The organism is Bartonella heixiaziensis, from assembly GCF_046245125.2.
Taxonomy (GTDB): Bacteria; Pseudomonadota; Alphaproteobacteria; order Rhizobiales; family Rhizobiaceae; genus Bartonella; species Bartonella heixiaziensis.
Genome location: NZ_CP176404.1, coordinates 87,596 through 107,779 on the forward strand (window position 1 = coordinate 87,596; position 20,184 = coordinate 107,779).

Annotated in this window: 19 protein-coding genes; 14 read left to right on the forward strand and 5 right to left on the reverse strand. The window is 38.2% G+C overall.

Annotated features, from left to right (window positions below; all coding sequences use genetic code 11):
• Window positions 1-5: 5 nt before the first annotated feature.
• From obgE to ACKC4Y_RS00275, 12 genes are all read left to right on the forward strand, one after another.
• Window positions 6-1,031, forward strand: a complete 1,026-nt coding sequence (gene obgE, locus ACKC4Y_RS00220) for a GTPase ObgE (RefSeq protein WP_409361449.1) — start codon at window positions 6-8, stop codon at window positions 1,029-1,031.
• 1 nt (window position 1,032) lies between these two features.
• Window positions 1,033-2,172, forward strand: coding sequence for a glutamate 5-kinase (proB, locus tag ACKC4Y_RS00225; protein ID WP_409362187.1), 1,140 nt, complete (start codon window positions 1,033-1,035; stop codon window positions 2,170-2,172).
• A gap of 49 nt (window positions 2,173-2,221) precedes the next feature.
• A complete protein-coding gene (locus tag ACKC4Y_RS00230; protein WP_409361450.1) occupies window positions 2,222-3,478 on the forward strand; it encodes a glutamate-5-semialdehyde dehydrogenase in 1,257 nt (418 codons plus the stop codon).
• A gap of 29 nt (window positions 3,479-3,507) precedes the next feature.
• Window positions 3,508-4,101: a nicotinate-nucleotide adenylyltransferase gene (locus ACKC4Y_RS00235; protein ID WP_409361451.1), complete on the forward strand. Its 594-nt coding sequence runs from the start codon at window positions 3,508-3,510 to the stop codon at window positions 4,099-4,101.
• A 73-nt stretch (window positions 4,102-4,174) separates the two neighbouring features.
• On the forward strand, window positions 4,175-4,603 hold the full coding sequence (gene rsfS / locus ACKC4Y_RS00240; protein WP_409362188.1) for a ribosome silencing factor: 429 nt from the start codon (window positions 4,175-4,177) through the stop codon (window positions 4,601-4,603).
• 1 nt (window position 4,604) lies between these two features.
• Window positions 4,605-5,087: a 23S rRNA (pseudouridine(1915)-N(3))-methyltransferase RlmH gene (rlmH, locus tag ACKC4Y_RS00245; protein WP_409361452.1), complete on the forward strand. Its 483-nt coding sequence runs from the start codon at window positions 4,605-4,607 to the stop codon at window positions 5,085-5,087.
• Between the two features lie 108 nt (window positions 5,088-5,195).
• Window positions 5,196-6,464: a murein hydrolase activator EnvC family protein gene (locus ACKC4Y_RS00250; RefSeq protein ID WP_409361453.1), complete on the forward strand. Its 1,269-nt coding sequence runs from the start codon at window positions 5,196-5,198 to the stop codon at window positions 6,462-6,464.
• Entirely contained in the window at window positions 6,454-7,764 is a 1,311-nt protein-coding gene (locus ACKC4Y_RS00255) for a S41 family peptidase (RefSeq protein ID WP_409361454.1), read from the forward strand. Before ACKC4Y_RS00250 ends, ACKC4Y_RS00255 begins: the two co-directional genes overlap by 11 nt.
• Before the next feature lie 37 nt (window positions 7,765-7,801).
• Window positions 7,802-8,317 carry an RNA pyrophosphohydrolase gene (locus tag ACKC4Y_RS00260; protein WP_409361455.1) on the forward strand — a complete coding sequence of 172 codons (516 nt, stop codon included), beginning with the start codon at window positions 7,802-7,804 and terminating at the stop codon, window positions 8,315-8,317.
• 142 nt (window positions 8,318-8,459) lie between these two features.
• Window positions 8,460-9,020, forward strand: a complete 561-nt coding sequence (locus ACKC4Y_RS00265) for an invasion associated locus B family protein (protein ID WP_409361456.1) — start codon at window positions 8,460-8,462, stop codon at window positions 9,018-9,020.
• A 359-nt stretch (window positions 9,021-9,379) separates the two neighbouring features.
• Window positions 9,380-9,673, forward strand: coding sequence for a YggT family protein (locus ACKC4Y_RS00270; RefSeq protein ID WP_409361457.1), 294 nt, complete (start codon window positions 9,380-9,382; stop codon window positions 9,671-9,673).
• Window positions 9,674-9,697: 24 nt separating this feature from the next.
• Window positions 9,698-10,024 (forward strand): DUF167 domain-containing protein, encoded by a 327-nt coding sequence (locus tag ACKC4Y_RS00275; protein ID WP_409361458.1) that lies wholly within the window; start codon window positions 9,698-9,700, stop codon window positions 10,022-10,024.
• Window positions 10,025-10,063: 39 nt separating this feature from the next.
• On the opposite strand, the gene ppa is transcribed toward ACKC4Y_RS00275, so the two are convergent.
• Window positions 10,064-10,594, reverse strand: coding sequence for an inorganic diphosphatase (ppa, locus tag ACKC4Y_RS00280; protein ID WP_409361459.1), 531 nt, complete (start codon window positions 10,592-10,594; stop codon window positions 10,064-10,066).
• 68 nt (window positions 10,595-10,662) lie between these two features.
• Complete coding sequence (gene typA, locus ACKC4Y_RS00285) at window positions 10,663-12,489, reverse strand: translational GTPase TypA (protein WP_409361460.1); 1,827 nt, start codon at window positions 12,487-12,489, stop codon at window positions 10,663-10,665.
• 649 nt (window positions 12,490-13,138) lie between these two features.
• Between typA and ACKC4Y_RS00290 the strand changes: the two genes are divergently transcribed.
• On the forward strand, window positions 13,139-13,486 hold the full coding sequence (locus tag ACKC4Y_RS00290) for a hypothetical protein (protein WP_409361461.1): 348 nt from the start codon (window positions 13,139-13,141) through the stop codon (window positions 13,484-13,486).
• Window positions 13,487-13,748: 262 nt separating this feature from the next.
• Here the strand turns inward: ACKC4Y_RS00290 and mgtE are convergent, their stop codons facing one another.
• On the reverse strand, window positions 13,749-15,125 hold the full coding sequence (gene mgtE, locus ACKC4Y_RS00295; protein WP_409361462.1) for a magnesium transporter: 1,377 nt from the start codon (window positions 15,123-15,125) through the stop codon (window positions 13,749-13,751).
• 350 nt (window positions 15,126-15,475) lie between these two features.
• On the opposite strand from mgtE, the gene ACKC4Y_RS00300 reads away from it, so the two are divergent.
• Window positions 15,476-17,500, forward strand: a complete 2,025-nt coding sequence (locus ACKC4Y_RS00300) for a M3 family metallopeptidase (RefSeq protein WP_409361463.1) — start codon at window positions 15,476-15,478, stop codon at window positions 17,498-17,500.
• A gap of 150 nt (window positions 17,501-17,650) precedes the next feature.
• Here the strand turns inward: ACKC4Y_RS00300 and ACKC4Y_RS00305 are convergent, their stop codons facing one another.
• Window positions 17,651-18,718, reverse strand: coding sequence for an SGNH/GDSL hydrolase family protein (locus ACKC4Y_RS00305; RefSeq protein WP_409361464.1), 1,068 nt, complete (start codon window positions 18,716-18,718; stop codon window positions 17,651-17,653).
• A gap of 15 nt (window positions 18,719-18,733) precedes the next feature.
• Window positions 18,734-19,990, reverse strand: a complete 1,257-nt coding sequence (locus ACKC4Y_RS00310; protein WP_409361465.1) for a lytic murein transglycosylase — start codon at window positions 19,988-19,990, stop codon at window positions 18,734-18,736.
• Window positions 19,991-20,184 lie beyond the last annotated feature (194 nt).

Below are 20,184 nucleotides of genomic sequence, written 5' to 3' on the forward strand. Positions count from 1 at the left end.
TTCCAATGAAATTTCTTGATCAAGCTAAAGTCTACATTCGTTCTGGTAATGGAGGAGCAGGGGCAGTCTCATTTCGTCGTGAGAAATTCATAGAATTTGGGGGGCCTGATGGAGGAAATGGAGGACGTGGTGGTGATGTTTGGGCTCTCGTTGTTGACGGACTTAACACGTTGATTGACTATCGCTATCAGCAGCATTTTAGAGCAAAAACAGGGGGGCATGGTAAAGGCCGTAACATGACGGGTGAAAAGGGTGATGATATTATCCTTAAAGTGCCGGTTGGGACGCAAATTTTTGAAGAAGATAATACAACATTAATCTGTGATTTAACGGAAGTTGGACAACGTTACCGTCTTGCAAAAGGTGGGAATGGTGGTTTTGGGAATCTTCATTTTACGACATCTACGAATCGGGCACCTCGCCGTGCAAATCCAGGTTTGGCTGGAGAAGAGCGCGTACTTTGGCTTCGCTTGAAGTTAATTGCTGATGCGGGACTGATTGGTTTGCCAAATGCTGGAAAGTCAACTTTTTTAGCTTCCGTGACAGCTGCAAAGCCAAAAGTTGCAGATTATCCTTTTACCACTCTCTATCCTCATCTTGGTGTTGTGCGAATTGATGCCCGTGAATTTGTTTTGGCTGATATTCCTGGTCTAATTGAAGGGGCACATGAAGGCGTGGGGATCGGAGACCGTTTTTTAGGGCACGTAGAACGTTGTCGTGTTTTATTTCATTTGATTTCTGCTCAAGAAGAAGATGTAGCAAGGGCATATCAGATTGTGCGTAATGAACTCGAAGCATATGGAAATAATCTGAGCGATAAGATTGAAATTGTAGCTTTAAGTCAGATAGATACTCTCACCATTGAAGAGCGTAAGGCCAAACAAGAGGTTTTGCAAAAAGCAACGGGTAGATCTGTGATGATGTTTTCTGCGGTTAGTCGCGAAGGTTTAGAAAATGTGCTGCGTGCTGGTGCACATATTATTGAAATGGCACGCAAAGAGGATGTCGATGGGGATAGCAGGATCGAGTAAAATGGCAGTTGGGTTGCAAAAGCTTTCAAACTATAAACGCGTTGTTGTCAAGGTGGGATCTGCGCTTTTAGTTGATCCTCAGACAGGTTTACGGGCTGAATGGCTTAAAAGTTTAATAAGTGATATTGTTGAGTTGCGTCAAAATGGCGTTGAGATCTTATTGGTATCTTCGGGGGCTATTGCTTTAGGGAGAACGTTACTCCATCTTCCTAAGGGGGCTTTGAAATTAGAAGAGAGTCAGGCGTGTGCTGCTTTGGGGCAAATTGAATTGGCTAAAACATATGGTGATGCGCTTGCTCAATATGGATTAAAAACGGGTCAAATTTTACTCACTCTATTCGATACGGAAGAGCGACGACGGTATCTGAATGCACGTGCTACGATTAATGTGCTTTTGCGTTTTGGAGCGGTGCCCGTTATTAATGAGAATGATACTGTCGCAACAAGTGAAATTCGCTATGGTGATAATGATCGTTTAGCGGCACGGGTAGCAACAATGATGGGGGCAGATCTTTTGATACTTTTATCAGATATTGATGGTCTTTATACGAAGTCTCCACACCGTGATCCAACGGCTGAATTTATACCCTTTATTGCCTCAATTACAAGTGATATCGAGAAAATGGCAGATGTTGCTGCTTCAGAATTTTCTCGAGGAGGAATGAAGACAAAACTTGATGCTGGAAAAATAGCAAATTCTGCTGGAACGGCTATGATTATTACTTCAGGTAAGCGTATGAACCCTCTTGCGGCGATTGATAGAGGAGAGCGCAGAAGTTTTTTTGCTGCTATTGAAAAGCCTATCAACGCTTGGAAAACTTGGATTTCTGGTCATTTAGAACCCTCTGGTATTTTGATGATTGATCAGGGAGCAGTTCAAGCCCTTGAATCTGGAAAATCTTTATTAGCTGCAGGAGTTGTAGCGGTTGACGGGGTATTTCATCGTGGAGATACCGTTGCGATTGTTGATGCAAATGGAGTTGAGATTGCGCGTGGGCTTGTAAGTTATGGCAAAGATGAGGTTGTGCGCATTATGGGGCGTAAAAGCGAAGAAATTGAATCTATCCTTGGATATGAAGCGCGTTCTGCTATGGTACATCGTAATGATATGGTTTTACGCTGCTTGACCCATTCTGCTTAGAAAAGTTATCTTTTACCTTATTTATTGTTTTGGCAGAGTGGATGATGATATGACTTTAGAAGAGCAAATGAAGGACATGGGGCGAAAAGCACGTCGTGCTGCTGCTACGTTAGCAGTTATGTCTTCTGAACAAAAGAATAAAGCCTTGGAAATGATAGCTTTGTGTCTAGAGGCTCAGTCAGATGAAATTTTAAGAGCTAATCATCAAGATTTAGAGAATGCTGCTCAGAATAATTTGAAGGCAGCGATGATTGATCGATTGAAGTTAGATGAAGGGCGTTTGCGTGCAATCATAGATAGTGTCCGTCAAGTTGCTTGTTTGTCTGATCCTGTTGGACAAGTGATAAGTGAATGGACACGTCCAAATGGGCTTCATATCAGCCGTATTCGTACACCTCTTGGTGTGATTGGTATTATTTATGAGAGTCGGCCAAATGTTACCATTGATGCAAGTGTTTTGTGCTTAAAAGCTGGAAATGCTGCAATTTTACGTGGTGGTTCGGATAGTTTTCATTCTGCTCAGGCACTTCATTCGGCGTTGGTAAGAGGATTGGAGGAAGCTGGTTTACCTAAAGATGCCATTCAAATGGTTGGAACGAAAGATCGCGATGCCGTTGGAGAAATGCTAAAAGGATTGAATGGAGCAATTGACGTGATTGTTCCTCGTGGAGGAAAAAGTCTTGTTGCACGTGTTCAGTCTGATGCGCGTGTTCCAATTTTTGCACATTTAGAGGGACTCTGTCATATTTATATTGATAAATCAGCAGATTTAAATATGGCCCGTGATATTGTACTGAATGCAAAATTGCGGCGTACAGGCATATGTGGAGCTGTTGAAACAGTTTTAATTGACAGCCAAGCATTACAAAAGTTTTTTCCTGTTCTTGTAGCTTTACAGGAGAAGGGATGTGAAATTCGCGCCACAGAAGACATCGTTTCGTTAATGCCAGAGGCTAAATTAGCATGTGAAGAAGATTGGTCGCAGGAATATCTTGATGCAATTCTTTCTGTTAAAACGGTTGAGGGTGTTGAGGGAGCCATTGCTCATATCAAACGTTATTCATCAGGACATACTGAATCGATTATTGCTGAGGATATGGCTGTGGTGGAGAAATTTTTCAATCATTTGGATTCAGCCATTTTATTGCATAATGCATCTACGCAATTTGCTGATGGAGGTGAATTTGGTTTTGGAATGGAAATTGGTATTGCGACAGGAAAAATGCATGCGCGTGGTCCCATAGGTGTTGAACAGCTAACATCATTTCAATATCATATTAAAGGAAATGGGCAAGTTAGACCTTGAAACAGCTATTTTTTCCATGGAAGGATCGTATGCCACATGTGGAAAGGTCCAATGTTATTGGTCTTTTTGGTGGGTCCTTTAATCCACCGCATGCTGGACATCTTCTTGTTGCAAAAATTGCAATTCGGCGTTTACGTCTTGATCAATTATGGTGGATGGTAACCCCAAGCAATCCCTTAAAAGATAATACACATTTACCATCTTTAGAGGAGAGAATGCGATTAAGTGTTGAACTGATTGATCATCCAAAGATTCGTATAACAGGTTTTGAGAAAATTATAGGCAGCACAGTATCGGTAGATACGATTTCTCATATTCTTGCGTATTGCCGTGGGGTACATTTTGTTTGGGTTATGGGGGCAGATAGTTTGGCGACATTTCATCACTGGTATCGGTGGCATGATATCATATCTATGCTTCCTATTGCGATTATCGATCGTCCTTTTGTGCATATGGCGGCACTCTCTTCTCCTATGGCACACATTTACCGTTATTTTCGTTTAGATGAGAGAGAAAGTATACGATTACCTTTTATGAAACCACCGGCTTGGACTTATTTACATGGACCTTTGTCTTTTCAGTCTTCAACGAACCTTCGTCTAAAGGAAAATGATTTTTCTTGAAAATTTTATAAGATTCTGCTTCTCTTTTTGAAGAAATTCCTCTTTTTCTCTATTCTAAACAATAAGAAAGGATATTAATCTGGAAAACATTTCACAAAAATACGCTTGCAATATTGTGCCTCCGGCAGAGAAAAAAAACTTTTCTGTCAGTGATGGTCTCAAAGTTATTCTCAAAAGTTTAGAGGATACAAAAGCAGAAGATATCGTCTCCATTGATATTCAGGGGAGGTCGTCTTTAGCTGATTACATGGTCATAGCTTCAGGAAGTTCACAGCGTCATGTATCTTCTGTTGCTGACCATTTGTTATGTGCTTGGAAAGACAGTGGATACGGCCGAGCGAGTGTGGAAGGGCTTGCTGGAGGTGATTGGATTTTGATTGATACAGGCGATGTTATCGTTCATATTTTTCGTCCAGAAGTCCGTCTCTTTTATAATTTAGAAAAGATGTGGCTCGCTCCCGACTTAAACAATACAAAATCGATACTCTTCGGAGATCATTGATATGCAAATTTCTATTTTTGCTGTTGGGCGCATGAAAAAGGGGCCGGAGCACAAATTGGTTGATCATTATTTGGACCGTTTTTCTAAAAGTTCTGGAGCAGTAGGGTTTCATTTTAAAAAACTCCACGAGATATCAGAAAGTCGTGCTCAGACAGCTTGTCAACGCATGGAAGAAGAGGGGAGAAGACTTATTGGATTTTTGCCTGAAAAGTGTCGATTAATTGTATTAGATGAGCGTGGAAAGTCGATTTCATCATCTGCTTTTTCTGAAAAATTAGGGTTTTATCGTGATGAAGGTATTCGTGATGTCATCATTGCTTTGGGAGGACCTGATGGGCATAATGAACAGATAAGAAATCGCGCTGATTTCCTTTTATCTTTTGGTTTTATGACGTGGCCTCATCAAATTGCGCGTATACTTCTTACAGAACAGCTTTATCGTGCTGTAACAATTGCGAGCAATCATCCTTATCATCGGTTTTAATATTTTTATGTAATTTTTAGCACTTATTTATGTATTTATTAATATTGTTTTAGCTGACACCATTTAAAGCATTTCTAGTTTATACGATGAGGCTTAATGGTTGGGTAAATGAAGAAACTTCTTCATAAAAAGATGCGATATTTATACGAAGAATACGCGATATTTGTCGTGCCGCTACTGAGTATGGTTTTTTTCTTGTCTGTATCGCATGCTGAAGATACAGTAAATAGTGCAACAGCACAGAAAGAGTTAGGAGAAATTCGCCAAAGTATTTCTCTCTCGCGTGAGCGGGTTACGTTTCTTGCGCAGCAAGTTGAGCGTTTAAAAAAAGATCAACATGCTTTAAGCGATGCATTAATAAAAGCTGCTAAAACAGAACGTACAATAGCAAATGATATTGCTGAAAGGGAAAAAAACTTAAAAAAAATGATAGTGAAGCGGGCAAAAGTTCATCAGAGTTTAAAAAGTCATCGCGCTGAATTTGCGGAAGTTCTTGCTGTCTTAGAGCGCATGGGATTAAACCCACCTCCTGCTCTTATGGTGCGTCCTGAGGATGTATTAGCTTCTGTGCGTAGTTCTGTTTTATTAGGGGCTATCGTACCTCAAATGCAAGAGAAAATACAGGTTTTAACAGAGAGCTTTAAGGAGTTAATCAATTTAAGCAATGCAATTACCACGGAATACGCGGCTTTAAAGACTAAAATGCAAAATCAAGCAGAACAGCGAAAGCGTCTAGAGCTTTTATTAGACAAAAAAGCTAAATTACAAAAAAGATCCGAAGAAGAACTTACAGAGCAACAACAAAAAAACATTGCTCTTATTAAAAAGGCACAGTCTTTAGAAGAATTGATTTTAGAACTTGACCGCCAATCAAAACTTAATTCTGATGTATCCGTTCAGGTGCGAAAAAATTTACAATTGTTAGAGCAGAGCAATTTCGAAAATCAAAAAGGTTCGTTACTTTTTCCTGTGTTGGGCAAAAAAATTCAACATATTAATAATAATTTGCAGATTACGCGCTTTGGTGAAATGATTGAAACAGAATCAGAAGCTGTTATTATAGCACCTGCTGATGCTCTTGTTGCTTTTGCTGGCCCATTTCGTTCTTACGGACAGTTAATTATTCTCAATGTTGGAAATGGTTATCATATTGTTCTTATCGGGATGTCGAGAATCAACGTAACGCCTGGGCAATTTGTTCTTTCCGGTGAGCCTCTTGGTACGATGGGAATGCAATTTATTGCAAACAGTGTTGCATTGGATATAGGAAAAAATGCTCCAATACTTTACATTGAGTTTAGAAAACAGGGGAAGCCTGTGAATCCAACACCTTGGTGGCGGACTGAAAAAACGAAAAGGAACCAAAATGATTCGTAAAGTTATTCTTTTGGTCGCTGGGGTATTGCTCGGCGCCAGTTCAATGATTATGGTGCAGTCTGTTGCTGCGAATAATGAAGGTGATGCTTATAAACAGTTGGCCATATTTGGTGATATCTTTGAGCGCGTACGTATGCAATACGTGACGGTTCCAGATGATAAGAAGCTTATCGAACATGCTATCAATGGCATGCTTACATCGCTTGATCCTCATTCATCTTATATGAATGCGCAAGAAGCTAAGGAGATGCGGGATTCTACGAAGGGAGAATTTGGAGGACTTGGTATTGAGGTGACTATGGAGAAGAACTTAATTAAAGTTGTTTCTCCGATGGATGATACACCAGCTTCAAAAGCAGGTATTTTGGCAGGGGATCTCATTTCAAAAATTGATGGTGTGCAGACGAATGGTCAAACATTGAATGAAGCTGTTAATAAGATGCGGGGCGCTCCTGGAACACCGATTACATTGACAATTATCCGTTCTGGTGTTGATAAACCGATTGAAATTAAAGTTGTTCGTGATATCATCAAAGTAAAGGCAGTAAAATATCGCGTTGAGAATGATATTGGCTATTTAAGACTTATCCAGTTTTCAGAGCAGACTTTTGGCAATCTTCAGGCTGCAATTAAAGATATTCAGTCTAAAATTCCTCAAGATAAGTTGAAGGGTTATGTTCTTGATTTGCGACTGAATCCAGGGGGACTTTTAGATCAGGCTGTTAATGTTTCGGATGCTTTTCTTAATAAAGGTGAAATTGTATCAACTCGTGGGCGCAAAAAGAACGATGTGACTAGATTTGATGCTAAACCAGGGGATATTCTCAACGGAAAGCCCCTTATTGTCCTCATTAATGGTGGTTCGGCAAGCGCTTCTGAAATTGTTGCAGGTGCATTACAAGATCATCGGCGTGCTACAATTTTAGGCACCCAATCTTTTGGCAAGGGGTCTGTTCAAACAATTATTCCTTTGGGTGAAAATGGTGCTTTACGTTTAACAACAGCACTTTATTACACACCGGCTGGAACTTCAATTCAAGGAACTGGGATCACACCTGACATTATTGTAGAGCAACCACTCCCTGAAAAATATAAAGGTTATGATGTAAAGCTTGGTGAATCTGAGTTAAAGGGGCACATCAAAGGGAAACGAGAGAGCAAAACAGGATCTGGTTCAGCCGCTTTTGTTCCGCAAGATCCTAAGGAGGATACTCAATTGAATGAGGCTTATAAGCTGTTACGGGGTGAAATGGCGCATGCAGCATTTCCACCAGATCCCAATAAGGATGTTTTACAGTGAGAAGGGGTGTGTACAGTTTATGCGTTGGGGGAAATGAATGAATGCAGTTGTTGATTTGAGGGCTCTTCCTTATCGGAAATGTGTTGGAATCCTTGTCTTTAATCATGAGGGTAAAGTTTGGGTTGGGCGCCGTTTAATGGCGTGCCCTCATGTAGAGACCGAAACATCTCATCGTTGGCAACTTCCTCAAGGGGGGATCGATGAGGGTGAAGAGCCGTTAGATGCGGCACGCCGTGAACTTTATGAAGAAACAGGTATACGCTCTATAAAGTTGATCAAGGAAGCAAAGGATTGGTTCCATTATGATTTTCCACAAGAACTTGTGGGAAGTGTACTACACAATAAATATCGTGGACAAATACAAAAATGGTTTGCTTTTCAGTTTACAGGAGAGCTTTCTGAAATCATGATCAATCCCCCGCCAGATGGTAATAAAGCAGAGTTTGATCAGTGGAAATGGATCGATCTGGAAACTCTTCCTGCGATCGTTATTTCTTTTAAAAAGCGTGTTTATATGAAAATTGTTAGCGAATTTCGAGGTAGCTTTCGATGATTATAAAAGCTATATAATCATCGAAAGCTCTTTTTCATTAAGATAGCTTTATATTATGCATAAAAATGATTTATACTATTATGCATAACGTTCAAAAAATAATAAATGTAATTTTCTGTTATGTAAAGAACTGGAATATGAGATGAAAAAGTTATTTAATTTATTTATAGTTGTTACTCTTTTGAGTATTTCTTCTGTAGCATTTGCAACAGATACAAAACCTGCTGCAACGAAAACTCCCGCAGCTACATTGCCAAATGGTGCTTCTTCTTTAACCGAGACTTATGGTTTATGGAGCATTAATTGTGGTATACAAGAGGGAAAAAAGATTTGTTTTATGCACCGTCAGGAAGTAAATGACCAGAATCGTGTTGTTTTAGCTATGAACGTTATTCTTAGTGCTGATGGTGTTGTCTCTGGTAATTTAACAGTTCCTTTTGGTATTTTGGTTTCCAAGCCTGTTCGTTTACAAGTCGATGAGGGGAAAGCCGTTATCGAGACTGCTATTCGGACTTGTGTACCAGCAGGTTGCATTGTTCCAATAGTTTTTGACAAAAATTATGTAGCAGCTTTACGTGCCGGAAAGCATTTAAAGTTGGCTATGACAGTTGCTGCTCCAGGTGAACCTGCTTTAAATGATTTGTTCGTTCAGCTGAATGGTTTTAGTAATGCGCTTAATCGTTTGATTGCTTTGCAGAAGTAATCTTAAAGATAAAATAAAGGCGGCCTTTAAAGGCCGTTTTTAGTTTTAGCTTTTTTGCATCAGGCTTATAATTAAAACAGCAAGGTTATTATAGAAGGGATATTCAAAGTTTTTTGAAGTTTCTTAGAGTGTTTCTGTTACTTGTATTTTTACCATCTATTGTTTTAGTCAGCTATTTATTTATTAAGTTTCATCATTGTTATGGTACAGAGATGAAGAATGTGGGCTCGTATTTCTTGTTAATAGAAAGAAGCTATTAATGGGTGGAGGTAAAAACACTATTGTTCGATAAGCAGGTTTATTTTAATAAATGCTTTATATGTGATCTTCTGTTCCGTTGATTTAAAGAGGGATAAAGAGTGATTTATGCATTGCTTCAGGTGATAGATCTTATTTTCAAAATTTATGTTGATATTTTAATCGCAAGCGTTATTTTCTCTTGGCTTTATGCGTTCAATATTGTGAATACGCGCAATCGCTTTGTTTTTTTGATAAGAAATTTTTTGTATCGCGCCACGGAGCCAATCTTAGGTCGTATCCGACGGGTTTTGCCAAATCTTGGAGCAGTTGACATTTCACCTATTGTAGTATTCATCATCATTTATTTTATTCGCACCTTTATGTGGAGCGCTTATGCAGGCCTTTACCTATAGAAGCACTATATTAGGTGAACGAAGATGTTTTATCTAGTTGATACGAATGGTTTGATCCTGTTTGTATACTTAATTCCCAAAGCTTCAGTTGACAGAATAATGGGGGTTGAATGCAGGGATGATGGAAAGCAGCATTTAGTTATACGTCTTCGTGCTGTTCCTGAAGATGGAAAAGCAAATAAAGCACTCATTAAGTTTTTGGCCAAGCAATGGAAAATCCCATCTTCTTGTATTACTCTTAAGGTTGGTGCGACATCACGCTATAAACAACTTTATTTTTCAGAATATTTAGAAGAGTTAAGGGGTATATTACAATCTTTAGGAGATATAACTCTCCACAGAAATAAATAAAAGCCTGTTTAAAAAAACAGGCTTTGTTCTTTAGAACAGTTATATTTTGTTATTGCGCTCAATAGCTTCTTTAATTAAGTCGCGTGCACAATCTTTATTCTGCCACCCCTCAATTTTAACCCATTTCCCAGGTTCAAGATCTTTATAATGTCCGAAGAAATGCTCAATTTGTTTTAGTGTAATTTCTGGAAGATCTGTGTAATTATGAATATTGGTATATCGTTGTGTTATTTTGGGAGTAGGGACAGCAATGATTTTTTCATCTTTACCTCCATCATCTTCCATAATAAGGACGCCGATTGGGCGAACATTTATGACACAACCAGGAATAAGGGGACGAGTATTACAAATGAGAACATCAATTGGATCACCATCATCTGAAAGTGTATGTGGAACAAAACCATAGTTTCCGGGATAGACCATTGATGTTTGAAGGACGCGATCAACAAACAACGCTCCGGATTTTTTGTCCATCTCATATTTTATTGGTTGACCACCAACAGAGACTTCAACGATAACATTGATGTCTTCTGGCGGATTTTTACCAATGGGTATTTCCTGAATATTCATGTAAATATCCTTTCTGGAGTATAATTAAACGCGATACAAGAAAATATTTTATTGAGGAAGCCATAAAATTAGGTTGAAATTGATGAACGCGTTTTTTCAAAACGTTTGCGTTCATTGGGATCGAGATAGAGTTTACGTAAACGAATATTTTTAGGAGTGACTTCTACAAGTTCATCATCTTGTATCCACGATAAGGCACGTTCCAATGTCATTTTAAGAGGAGGAGTTAATTTTACGGCTTCATCTTTTCCAGAAGCACGCATATTGGTCAGCTTTTTTCCTTTTAAAACATTCACTTCTAAATCGTTATCACGTGAGTGTATACCAATAATCATTCCTTGATAAACTTTAACGCCAGCATCGATTATCATAGGTCCACGATCTTCAAGATTAAAAAGAGCATAAGCGACAGATTCACCGTTATCATTTGAAATCATAACACCATTGACACGGCCACCAATATCTCCCTTATAAGGTTCATAGGCGTGGAAGAGGCGATTCATAATTGCTGTACCACGTGTGTCAGTTAAAAGTTCAGATTGGTAGCCTATAAGGCCTCGCGTTGGTGCATAAAAGACAAGACGTACACGATTACCGCCAGAAGGACGCAATTCAACCATTTCGCCTTTACGTTCAGACATTTTTTGAACGACTGTTCCTGAATATTCCTCATCAACGTCGATGACAACTTCTTCGATTGGTTCAAGAGTTGTTCCGTTTTCATCTTTTTGCATAACAACGCGTGGACGTGAAACACTAAGTTCAAACCCTTCACGGCGCATATTTTCGATAAGAACTGCAAGCTGCAATTCTCCTCGTCCTGAAACATAGAAAGAATCTTTATCAGCGGATTCTTCAATTTTAAGGGCTACATTTCCTTCTGCTTCTTTTAACAAACGATCACGGATGACACGGCTTGTTACTTTATCGCCTTCAGTTCCCGCAAGGGGGCTATCATTGACGAGAAAGCTCATAGTAACAGTGGGAGGATCAATTGGTTGAGCGGTGAGAGGTTCATTGACAGCAGGATCACAGAAAGTATCAGCAACAGTGCCTTTTTGTAGCCCAGCAATTGCTACGATATCACCGGCAATACTCTCTTCAATAGGTTGTCGCTCTAACCCACGAAATGCCAAAATTTTTGAAATACGCCCAGTTTCTAAAAGCTTTCCATCTTGCCCAAGAACTTTGACACTTTGATTGGGTTTTATAGAGCCCGAATGAATACGGCCTGTAATAATTCGCCCAAGAAATGGATCTGCTTCAAGAATAGTTCCGATCATACGAAATGGTCCCTCTGCTACATTAGGAGAAGGGACATGACGGGTTACAAGATCAAACAAAGGGCTAAGTCCTTGATCTTTTGGTCCCTCAGGGGCTTCAGCCATCCATCCATCGCGTCCTGATCCATAGAGAATAGGAAAATCAAGCTGTTCATCGGTTGCATCAAGAGCAGCAAAAAGGTCAAAAACCTCATTAATAACTTCATCAGCGCGTGCATCAGGGCGGTCAATTTTATTAATAGCAACAATAGGGCGCAAACCTACTTTCAATGCTTTGCCAACAACAAATTTGGTTTGTGGCATAGGACCTTCAGCGGCATCAACAAGCACAATTGCTCCATCTACCATATTGAGAATACGTTCAACTTCACCACCAAAATCAGCGTGGCCAGGAGTGTCAACAATGTTAATTCTGGTATCTTTCCAAACAACAGACGTTACCTTCGCTAGGATTGTAATTCCACGTTCTTTTTCAATATCGTTTGAATCCATCATACGTTCACTGGTACGCTGATTATCACGGAAATTTCCTGATTGCTTGAGTAGCCCGTCTACGAGTGTTGTTTTCCCATGGTCAACATGAGCAATAATGGCAATGTTACGCAATTGCATAAATTTTCTTCTTTTCGTTTAATGAAATTTCATTTGAGGTAAAGCTTTTGCGTCCCTTACCTTAACTATTAAAAAAACGTTTTACATGTTTTTTAATAATTTGGGAAGAGGAGGAAATATTTTTATGGAAAAGTGTTTGAAAGGCTTTTGATGCTCTATGAACTTCGATAGTTTTTTCCAAAAGATTTTGAGTTTGTGAGCATTTCACATAAGGTCTGTACTAAAAAAATAATACAATTTTATGATGAAGCACGGGCTTTAACTGTTGTCTGTAAACTAACATTAAAAACTAAATGCGTTATTTTTCTGGTAAGCAATTGATTTGTGGTGATATAATTACCGCTTTCTCTATGAGTTAGAGTGCTAAATACAATGATATTTTCTTATTATGAATCAAAAAATCATTTATTTTTCTGCCACAAGAGGATGAACGTATTAATAAAACCATTTTGGAAAGGACTGGATACACCAAGCCCTCTCTTGAATTGTCATCAAACAGTTTTTGCTTATTCATAACTAAAAGCCTAGGATCCTTATTTCAAAAAAATAATTATTTTAAGATTGAATTTAAATATAAAATTATAATCAATTTTTACGATTAAACCAATCTTTAGAAACATATAAAGCGCTTAATAAAGCTGATTTAACGATGAAAGTTGTTGGCTATGAATTTGCAGAATCTGAATTGTCTTGTGAATATAAAAGAACTAGTGAAAAAATGGCAGGTTTTGTAAATATGTTATTCTTATATCAAGATCATAGAGATGTATTATTCATAAATTTTGTTAAAGTTGGTGGAGCAATTTTTGAAATATTTTACACTCCATTTCAAAATAAAATTTTTAAAGTGAGTATCTCCAAAGTAAAGAAAAATAAACAGAAAGCTAAAAAATTTAATCAGGCGTATCAACATACTAACAAACATCTAACAACAAAATTAGGCGTTAAAAAAGAAAATCCATTTATTTCATCATTACGAGTTAAAAAATGTTTATAAAAATACTACGGAATTAAATAAGTGGTGAAAGAGAAAAACCATCTTGCAACTTAGAGAAAATTTTCTCGTGAGATCCAGGAGATTTAATGAAAAAATTCCCGATACAACTCTATTATTTAATGCACTCCCTAAAAAGAGAAAATGATAAGAGCGTTTGAAAGAATGAAATATGTCAGTATTAAGGGATCTGATTTAAGATTCGTAATTCTTGTTTAATTTTAAAATCAATAGGTTGCGTGAGATGTGTTTTTTGCTATGCGTGTTAGAGAAGGGTTCCAGATAAAATGAAGGAGGCAACAGAAAAATAAATTACAATTCCCATGACATCGACTAATGTTGCAACAAGGGGAGCTGAAGCACTTGCTGGATCAAACCCTAAACGTTTAAGAATAAAGGGAAGCATGGAACCAGATAAAGAACCAAACGTAACAATTCCAACCAAAGCTGTTCCCACTGTTATAGCAATAAAAATCCAGTGTTCACCATAGTTGTAAATACCGAGTTCTTGCCAAAGAGCAATACGCATCATTCCAATAACTCCGAGTAAAAGGCCCAAGGATATTCCTGTTGGAATCTCACGGAGTATAATCTTCCACCAGTCTTTGAGTGTGAGCTCACGTAAAGCTAATGCGCGAATAATAAGTGATGTTGCTTGCGATCCGGAGTTTCCTCCCGAACTCATGATAAGAGGAATAAAGAGTGTGAGAGCAATGGCTTTTTCAAGCTCTGTTTCGAAATATTGCATAGCACTTGCTGTCAACATTTCGCCAAGAAAAAGTAATGCAAGCCAACCACCACGTTTTTTCATCATCCCTAGAAAGTTGATTTGCATATAGGGCTTATCAAGAGCTTCCATACCACCAAACTTATATGCATCTTCATTCATTTCCTCAACCATTGTATCAAGTACGTCGTCGACTGTTACAATACCAATAACATGATTACTTTCATCAATAACCGGTACAGAGAGAAGATCATGGCGCTGAAAAAGGCGAGCGATGTCTTCATGATGTGTGAAGGGGGATATTGTAATGGGGGTGTCATGTGTAGAGACATTTAGAATTTGATCATCAGGTGAAGCAAGGATAAGGTTACGCAGTGAAACAGCCTTGAGAAGAGTTCCCGTTTTAGGATCAATGACATAGCTTGTGTAAACTGTTTCACGTGTACGTTCAACATCACGAATATGATCAAGAGTTTTTTTTACGCTCCAGTTTGCAGGAACAGCTATAAACTCTGTTGTCATCAGTGCACCTGCTGTATGATCAGGGTAACTTGTAAGTTTTTTTAATTCAGCGCGCGTTAAGGGTTTGAGCAATGCATAAAGCTTCTTGCGGGTTTCTTTATCCATTTCCTGAAAAACATCGGCAGCGGCGTCAGCGGACATGCCATCAAGAATTTCAACTGAACGATTAACAGGGAGAAGTTCAAGAATAGCTGCTGGTTTTTCAAGTTCTGGTTTGTCAAAGAGTTCAATGGCATAATCAAGAGGTAAAAGGCTGAGAATAGCTACGCGTTCCGTGATATCGAGATCATTGATGATATCAATCGAGTCAGCAAAGTGATGATTTTTTAATTCCTCGGCGAGAACTTCAGGTGAAGAATTTTTGAAGTCGAAGGTCGTTTTAATTTCAGTCATAATAAAGTACCTTCCGAAGGATTGGAGAATATAAATTTATATCATGGATAGGATAAAACAAAAGTCATGGAAGATTTTAAAAAGTCCTCCCCAATTGTAATCCTCCAATTGTTAATATTTGAAATAAAGTCAAGGATAGATTACAGGTTATAAACAATTTCGTGAATCAGACATATAGAAATTTTCATTTTTGTTTATTTTCTAATGGCAAAGATATCCTTGATGTCTGCTTTTAAGAGAGAAGTCTTAGAGGCATTTTAAAAGTTCACACAATAGTTTTAGTATATTATCAATTTGTGTCGTAAAGGTAATTGTTATACATTGAATTTATAATGGAGATAGAGAGTATTATGACAAAAGCAGCAGTGTTGGACTGGAAAGGACTTTCAGGGCTTCCTGATTTTTCTTTAATAAGTGATGAAGATTTTAAACCCGCTTTTGAACAGGCTCTTCAAGAAGCAGAAGAAGAACTAGAGACGATTGCGACGGTGCAAGAATCCCCAACACTTGAGAATTTTTTGCAATCTTTTGAGCTTTCTGGCAAAGCGCTTGATCGTGTGTGTTCAATATTTTTCTTGCGTTCAGGGGCGCATAATAATGCGTTGATTCAGAAATTAGAACAAGAGTTTGTTGTAAAGCTTTCTCGTTATTCTTCGAAAATTATGATGGATGCACGGATATTTGCGAAAATAGATGTGCTTTATAAAAATTCGCAGCAAGGCATGTATGATAGTGAAACAACGCGTGTTCTTAAATTATGGTGGAAAAAATTCGTTTGTAATGGTGCAAAACTTGATGAAGAAGGTAAAAAACGGCTCGTTGAAATTAATGAAAAGCTTGCCTTTTTAAATGCTACTTTTGGCCAGCATGTTTTAAAAGATGAAGCTGAGTGGATTTTATTTTTGGAACAAACAGATTTATCTGGTTTGCCTGATGATCTTATTGCTTCAATGAAGGAAATTGCGCGTGAAAGGGGTAATGAGGAAGCCTATGCATTAACATTGGCGCGCTCAATTATTGATCCTTTTTTGAAATTTTCTCATCGCCGTGATTTACGTGAGAGTGCATTTCAAGCTTGGTCCAAACGTGGTGAAAATAATAATGATAATGATAATCGAGCGATTATTGTAGAGATTCTTGCACTTCGTGATGAGAAGGCTAAATTGCTAGGATATAAATCCTTCGCAGATTTAAAACTTGATAATACTATGGCCAAAAATACTGATGCGGTTATGGGTTTGCTCACACCTGTATGGGAACGGGCAAGAGCTAAAGCTTCTAGCGAACAAATTGAATTGCAAAATTTTGCACACAATCAGGGAAGCAATGAAACTTTAGAAGCTTGGGATTGGCGTTATTACGCTGAAAAACTTCGCGCTGAAAAATTTTCTTTCGATGGATCTGAAATTAAATATTATTTTCAGCTTGATCGTATGATTAAAGCGGCTTTTGGGGTAGCAGAAAAACTCTTTGGGATTACATTTGAAGAAAAAAACTCTGTTACACTTTGGCATCCTGATGCACGTTTGTGGGAAGTAAAAAAGTCTGATGGAAGTCTACTTGGGCATTTTATTGGTGATTATTTTGCGCGTTCTTCAAAACGCTCCGGTGCGTGGATGAGTAGTTTGCAATCACAACATAAATTGAATGGCGGACAAAAGCCTATTATCTATAATGTTTGTAATTTTGCCAAACCACCCAAAGGGGAGGTAGCTCTTTTATCACTTGATGATGCGCGTACGCTTTTCCACGAATTTGGGCATGCGTTACATGGTTTGCTCTCTGATGTAACATGGCCATCTGTGTCGGGAACATCGGTTTCGCGTGATTTTGTTGAACTGCCTTCTCAACTTTACGAACATTGGTTAACTATACCAGAGATTTTACAGACTTATGCTACGCATGCAAAAACAGGACATTCTATGCCGCAAGCATTAATGGATAAGGTTTTGTCAGCACAGACATTTAATGCTGGCTTTGCTGCAGTTGAATTTACTTCATCAGCTCTCGTAGATATGGCTTTTCATAAAGGACAAAAGGTAACTGATCCAACAGTGTTTGAACGCCAAGAATTAGAAAAGCTGCAAATGCCTGATACAATTATTATGCGCCATCGTCCTCCACATTTTACGCATATATTTTCAGGTGATGGTTACGCTGCTGGTTACTATTCTTATATGTGGTCGGAAGTTCTTGATGCCGATGTTTTTCAGGCTTTTGAAGAAACGGGAGATGTTTTTAATTCAGAGCTTGCTGATAAGTTGAAACGTTTTATTTACTCTGCTGGGGGAAGTCGTGATCCAGAGGAGCTTTATAAAGCTTTTCGGGGACGGTTGCCTTCATCAGAGGCAATGATTAAAAAACGTGGACTGTAAATGATAACGGTATGGTTTAAACTATACCGTTCTTTTCTTTTTTCTGTTGAGGTTTACACAACCCTCTATCATAATCATATGAAAAGAGGGCTTTTTATTTTATTCGGTTTTTGACTTGTGAAGAAAATGAGACTCTCTGTTTTTAACAGATCATGGAAAAGAAAAATTATCAGCTCTCTCTTTCTGATGGCCGTTTGGGGATGACCATGATTTTTTTATAAGGCTCTGATCGACTTTGTTGAGTAAATGTGTATTTTGTTGCGCCATCTCATCGAGGCTTATAGGTGGTTGGCGTTCAATATTGTGTAAGCCTTGTACAGGTTGCAGAGTATTTACGTTGGTAAGGTGTGTGTCTTCATGAGAAAAGACAGGAAGATTTAAAATAGTTTCTAATGGTTTTCTTAAATAAGAAACAAGTTTTCGCTTTCCTTCAAAAGTAAAATTAATGCCATCGTTGGTGCGAAGTCTGGTTATTTTCCCATTGATATCATAACCTGAAAAAGAAAATTGACCTTGTGCGTTAATAAAACCATCCCAAATATTGATAAAATATCCTCCTGCGGCTTCTGTTGCATTTTTATAAAGCTCATTAAAGGTTTGTATTTTTTGTGTTAAATTATTACTTTCAAAGGCTGGTTGTCCCATCCATATCCATGGTTTTCCAGAGTTATGCAGGCGTTCAGTAATTTCGATAATTCTTTGCTTATAGATATTCATCCATTCTGGTTGGAGAGGATTGAATACGCCATGAGAGTCTGAGATTGGTTGGTTATCATTTGCACCTATTATCATAACAATGGCATCAGGTTTATTTTTCTCGATGAGTTCAGGAATACTATTTTTCCAAGAAGTGTGATCAGTTCGAACTAAGCCAGAAGATGGTACCGCATTGTTTATGATGATAATATCGGTATCATCAGTAAAAAGTTTTTTGAGTTCATTAGCAGCAGTAGAAGCTAAAAAATCACCTATGACGAGAATTCGTTTTGCGTTTGTATCTTTCAATGTTTGTACGGGTTTTTGTATGACAGCTTTTTTCTTTGGTTGATATACTTTTTGTTTCGTAGTTTGCGGTTGTTGTTGTGGTTGCTCTTGTTTGTTATGATCTAACAACCATTTAAAAAAGTTTGTCGCTTTACTTGGAGACGATTGTATAATACTTGCAGCGAAGAGAGAGAAAAACAGGAAGATTAAGTGTATCGAGCGGAAATAAGACAAACGCTTTACTCCAGATTATTGTTTTCGAAGAAGAAAGAGAACTTCATGGGTTGGATATCCATTTGCCGTTAAGCCGTGTCGCAGTTGAAAAGCTTTAAGTGCTTTTCGAGAGATCATACCGATTTTTCCATCAATTTCTCCTTTATAATAGCCAAGCGCCATTAAGCGAGATTGCAGTTCTTTGCGCTCATGGAAAGTAAGAGGTTTGAATGGTCGTTGCCAATCCTGAATCAGTCCAGGATGTCCAGCAATGCGGTTAGCAAGAAGGGCAACCGCGAAAGCATAGCGATCTGCATTATTATAACGTTTAAGAACCAAAAAGTTTTTTGTTACTAAGAATATAGGCCCTTTTAGTCCATCTGGATATTTCAATATTGCTCGTTCAGATGATGAAGGTAAAGGTTGTCCATTTGCGTGTTTTACGCCTAGCTTTGCCCATTGCTCAAAGGAATGCCAATCCTCAGGGAGATTTTTTCCTTGTGGCAGCTTAACTTCTACTCCCCAAAGGAGGTTAGATTGCCAACCATTCATGTGGAGCAGGTTAGCGGCAGTCGCGAGGGCATCTGGAACAGAGGTCCAGATATCACTTCGTCCATCCCCATCCATGTCAAAGGCATAAGTAAGATAACTGCTTGGAATAAATTGTGTATGTCCCATTGCACCGGCCCAAGATCCAGTAAGTTGTGCGCGTGTGATTTCACCACGTTGGAGAATTTTCATGGCAGCAATGAGTTGTTTGTGTGCGTATTTTGCATGTTTTGGGTCAGCATAGGCTAGGGTTGCAAGTGAACGAATGGTATCACGCATTACCCTTTTATTTGCTAAAATTTTCCCATAATTGCTTTCCATTGACCAAATAGCTAGAAGAATATTACGGTCGACACCAAAACGTTTTTCAATTTGAGGAAGCCAGTTTTTCCATTTTTGAGCTTGGCGCTGCCCTTCCAAAATTGCAAAATCATGAATACGATTATCAAAATAATTCCATGGATGATCGACAAATTCTGGTTGGTATGCAGCTCTTTCTAAAACTTCTGGATCAATTGCGTTAACGCTTTTAAAAGCCATGTCAAACGTAGAAGGTGAAATATTGTTGGCGAGAGCTATTTTTTTAAACTCTTTAATCCAGTGTTTAAAGCCACTACCAGCATGTGAAAATGGTGCAAAAAACATAAAAAAAGCAGAAAGAAGAATGGCTAAACCTATGATAAAAGTGTTCCGGTTTATTGATTTCTCTAAAGAAGAGAAAGTGTTAGATTCTGTTTTTTGCATTTTTAAATTCCCCTTGATATTCAAGTATTTTTATGTGCAAGAATTTCATTTTTGTATGTGGTGTTATCAATGATATTATCAAATGAATAAGAAAGGCTGAAATGAGTTATTTGTTTTGAAGGAATATTAATCATTATCATATTCTTGGATCTCTTTCCTGTCCATTATAATGGCAAACAAAACAATAAGATATC

What these genes read in the sequence shown, in the direction of transcription:
- mgtE (WP_409361462.1), bottom strand. Translation starts at nt 15,125, where the DNA reads ATGACTGAAATTAAAACGACCTTCGACTTCAAAAATTCTTCACCTGAA.
- ACKC4Y_RS00255 (WP_409361454.1), top strand. Translation starts at nt 6,454, where the DNA reads ATGATTCGTAAAGTTATTCTTTTGGTCGCTGGGGTATTGCTCGGCGCC.
- ACKC4Y_RS00310 (WP_409361465.1), bottom strand. Translation starts at nt 19,990, where the DNA reads ATGCAAAAAACAGAATCTAACACTTTCTCTTCTTTAGAGAAATCAATA.
- ACKC4Y_RS00230 (WP_409361450.1), top strand. Translation starts at nt 2,222, where the DNA reads ATGACTTTAGAAGAGCAAATGAAGGACATGGGGCGAAAAGCACGTCGT.
- ACKC4Y_RS00250 (WP_409361453.1), top strand. Translation starts at nt 5,196, where the DNA reads ATGAAGAAACTTCTTCATAAAAAGATGCGATATTTATACGAAGAATAC.
- ACKC4Y_RS00235 (WP_409361451.1), top strand. Translation starts at nt 3,508, where the DNA reads ATGCCACATGTGGAAAGGTCCAATGTTATTGGTCTTTTTGGTGGGTCC.
- ACKC4Y_RS00275 (WP_409361458.1), top strand. Translation starts at nt 9,698, where the DNA reads ATGTTTTATCTAGTTGATACGAATGGTTTGATCCTGTTTGTATACTTA.
- ACKC4Y_RS00260 (WP_409361455.1), top strand. Translation starts at nt 7,802, where the DNA reads ATGAATGCAGTTGTTGATTTGAGGGCTCTTCCTTATCGGAAATGTGTT.
- ACKC4Y_RS00290 (WP_409361461.1), top strand. Translation starts at nt 13,139, where the DNA reads ATGAAAGTTGTTGGCTATGAATTTGCAGAATCTGAATTGTCTTGTGAA.
- typA (WP_409361460.1), bottom strand. Translation starts at nt 12,489, where the DNA reads ATGCAATTGCGTAACATTGCCATTATTGCTCATGTTGACCATGGGAAA.
- ppa (WP_409361459.1), bottom strand. Translation starts at nt 10,594, where the DNA reads ATGAATATTCAGGAAATACCCATTGGTAAAAATCCGCCAGAAGACATC.
- rlmH (WP_409361452.1), top strand. Translation starts at nt 4,605, where the DNA reads ATGCAAATTTCTATTTTTGCTGTTGGGCGCATGAAAAAGGGGCCGGAG.
- proB (WP_409362187.1), top strand. Translation starts at nt 1,033, where the DNA reads ATGGCAGTTGGGTTGCAAAAGCTTTCAAACTATAAACGCGTTGTTGTC.
- ACKC4Y_RS00300 (WP_409361463.1), top strand. Translation starts at nt 15,476, where the DNA reads ATGACAAAAGCAGCAGTGTTGGACTGGAAAGGACTTTCAGGGCTTCCT.
- ACKC4Y_RS00265 (WP_409361456.1), top strand. Translation starts at nt 8,460, where the DNA reads ATGAAAAAGTTATTTAATTTATTTATAGTTGTTACTCTTTTGAGTATT.
- obgE (WP_409361449.1), top strand. Translation starts at nt 6, where the DNA reads ATGAAATTTCTTGATCAAGCTAAAGTCTACATTCGTTCTGGTAATGGA.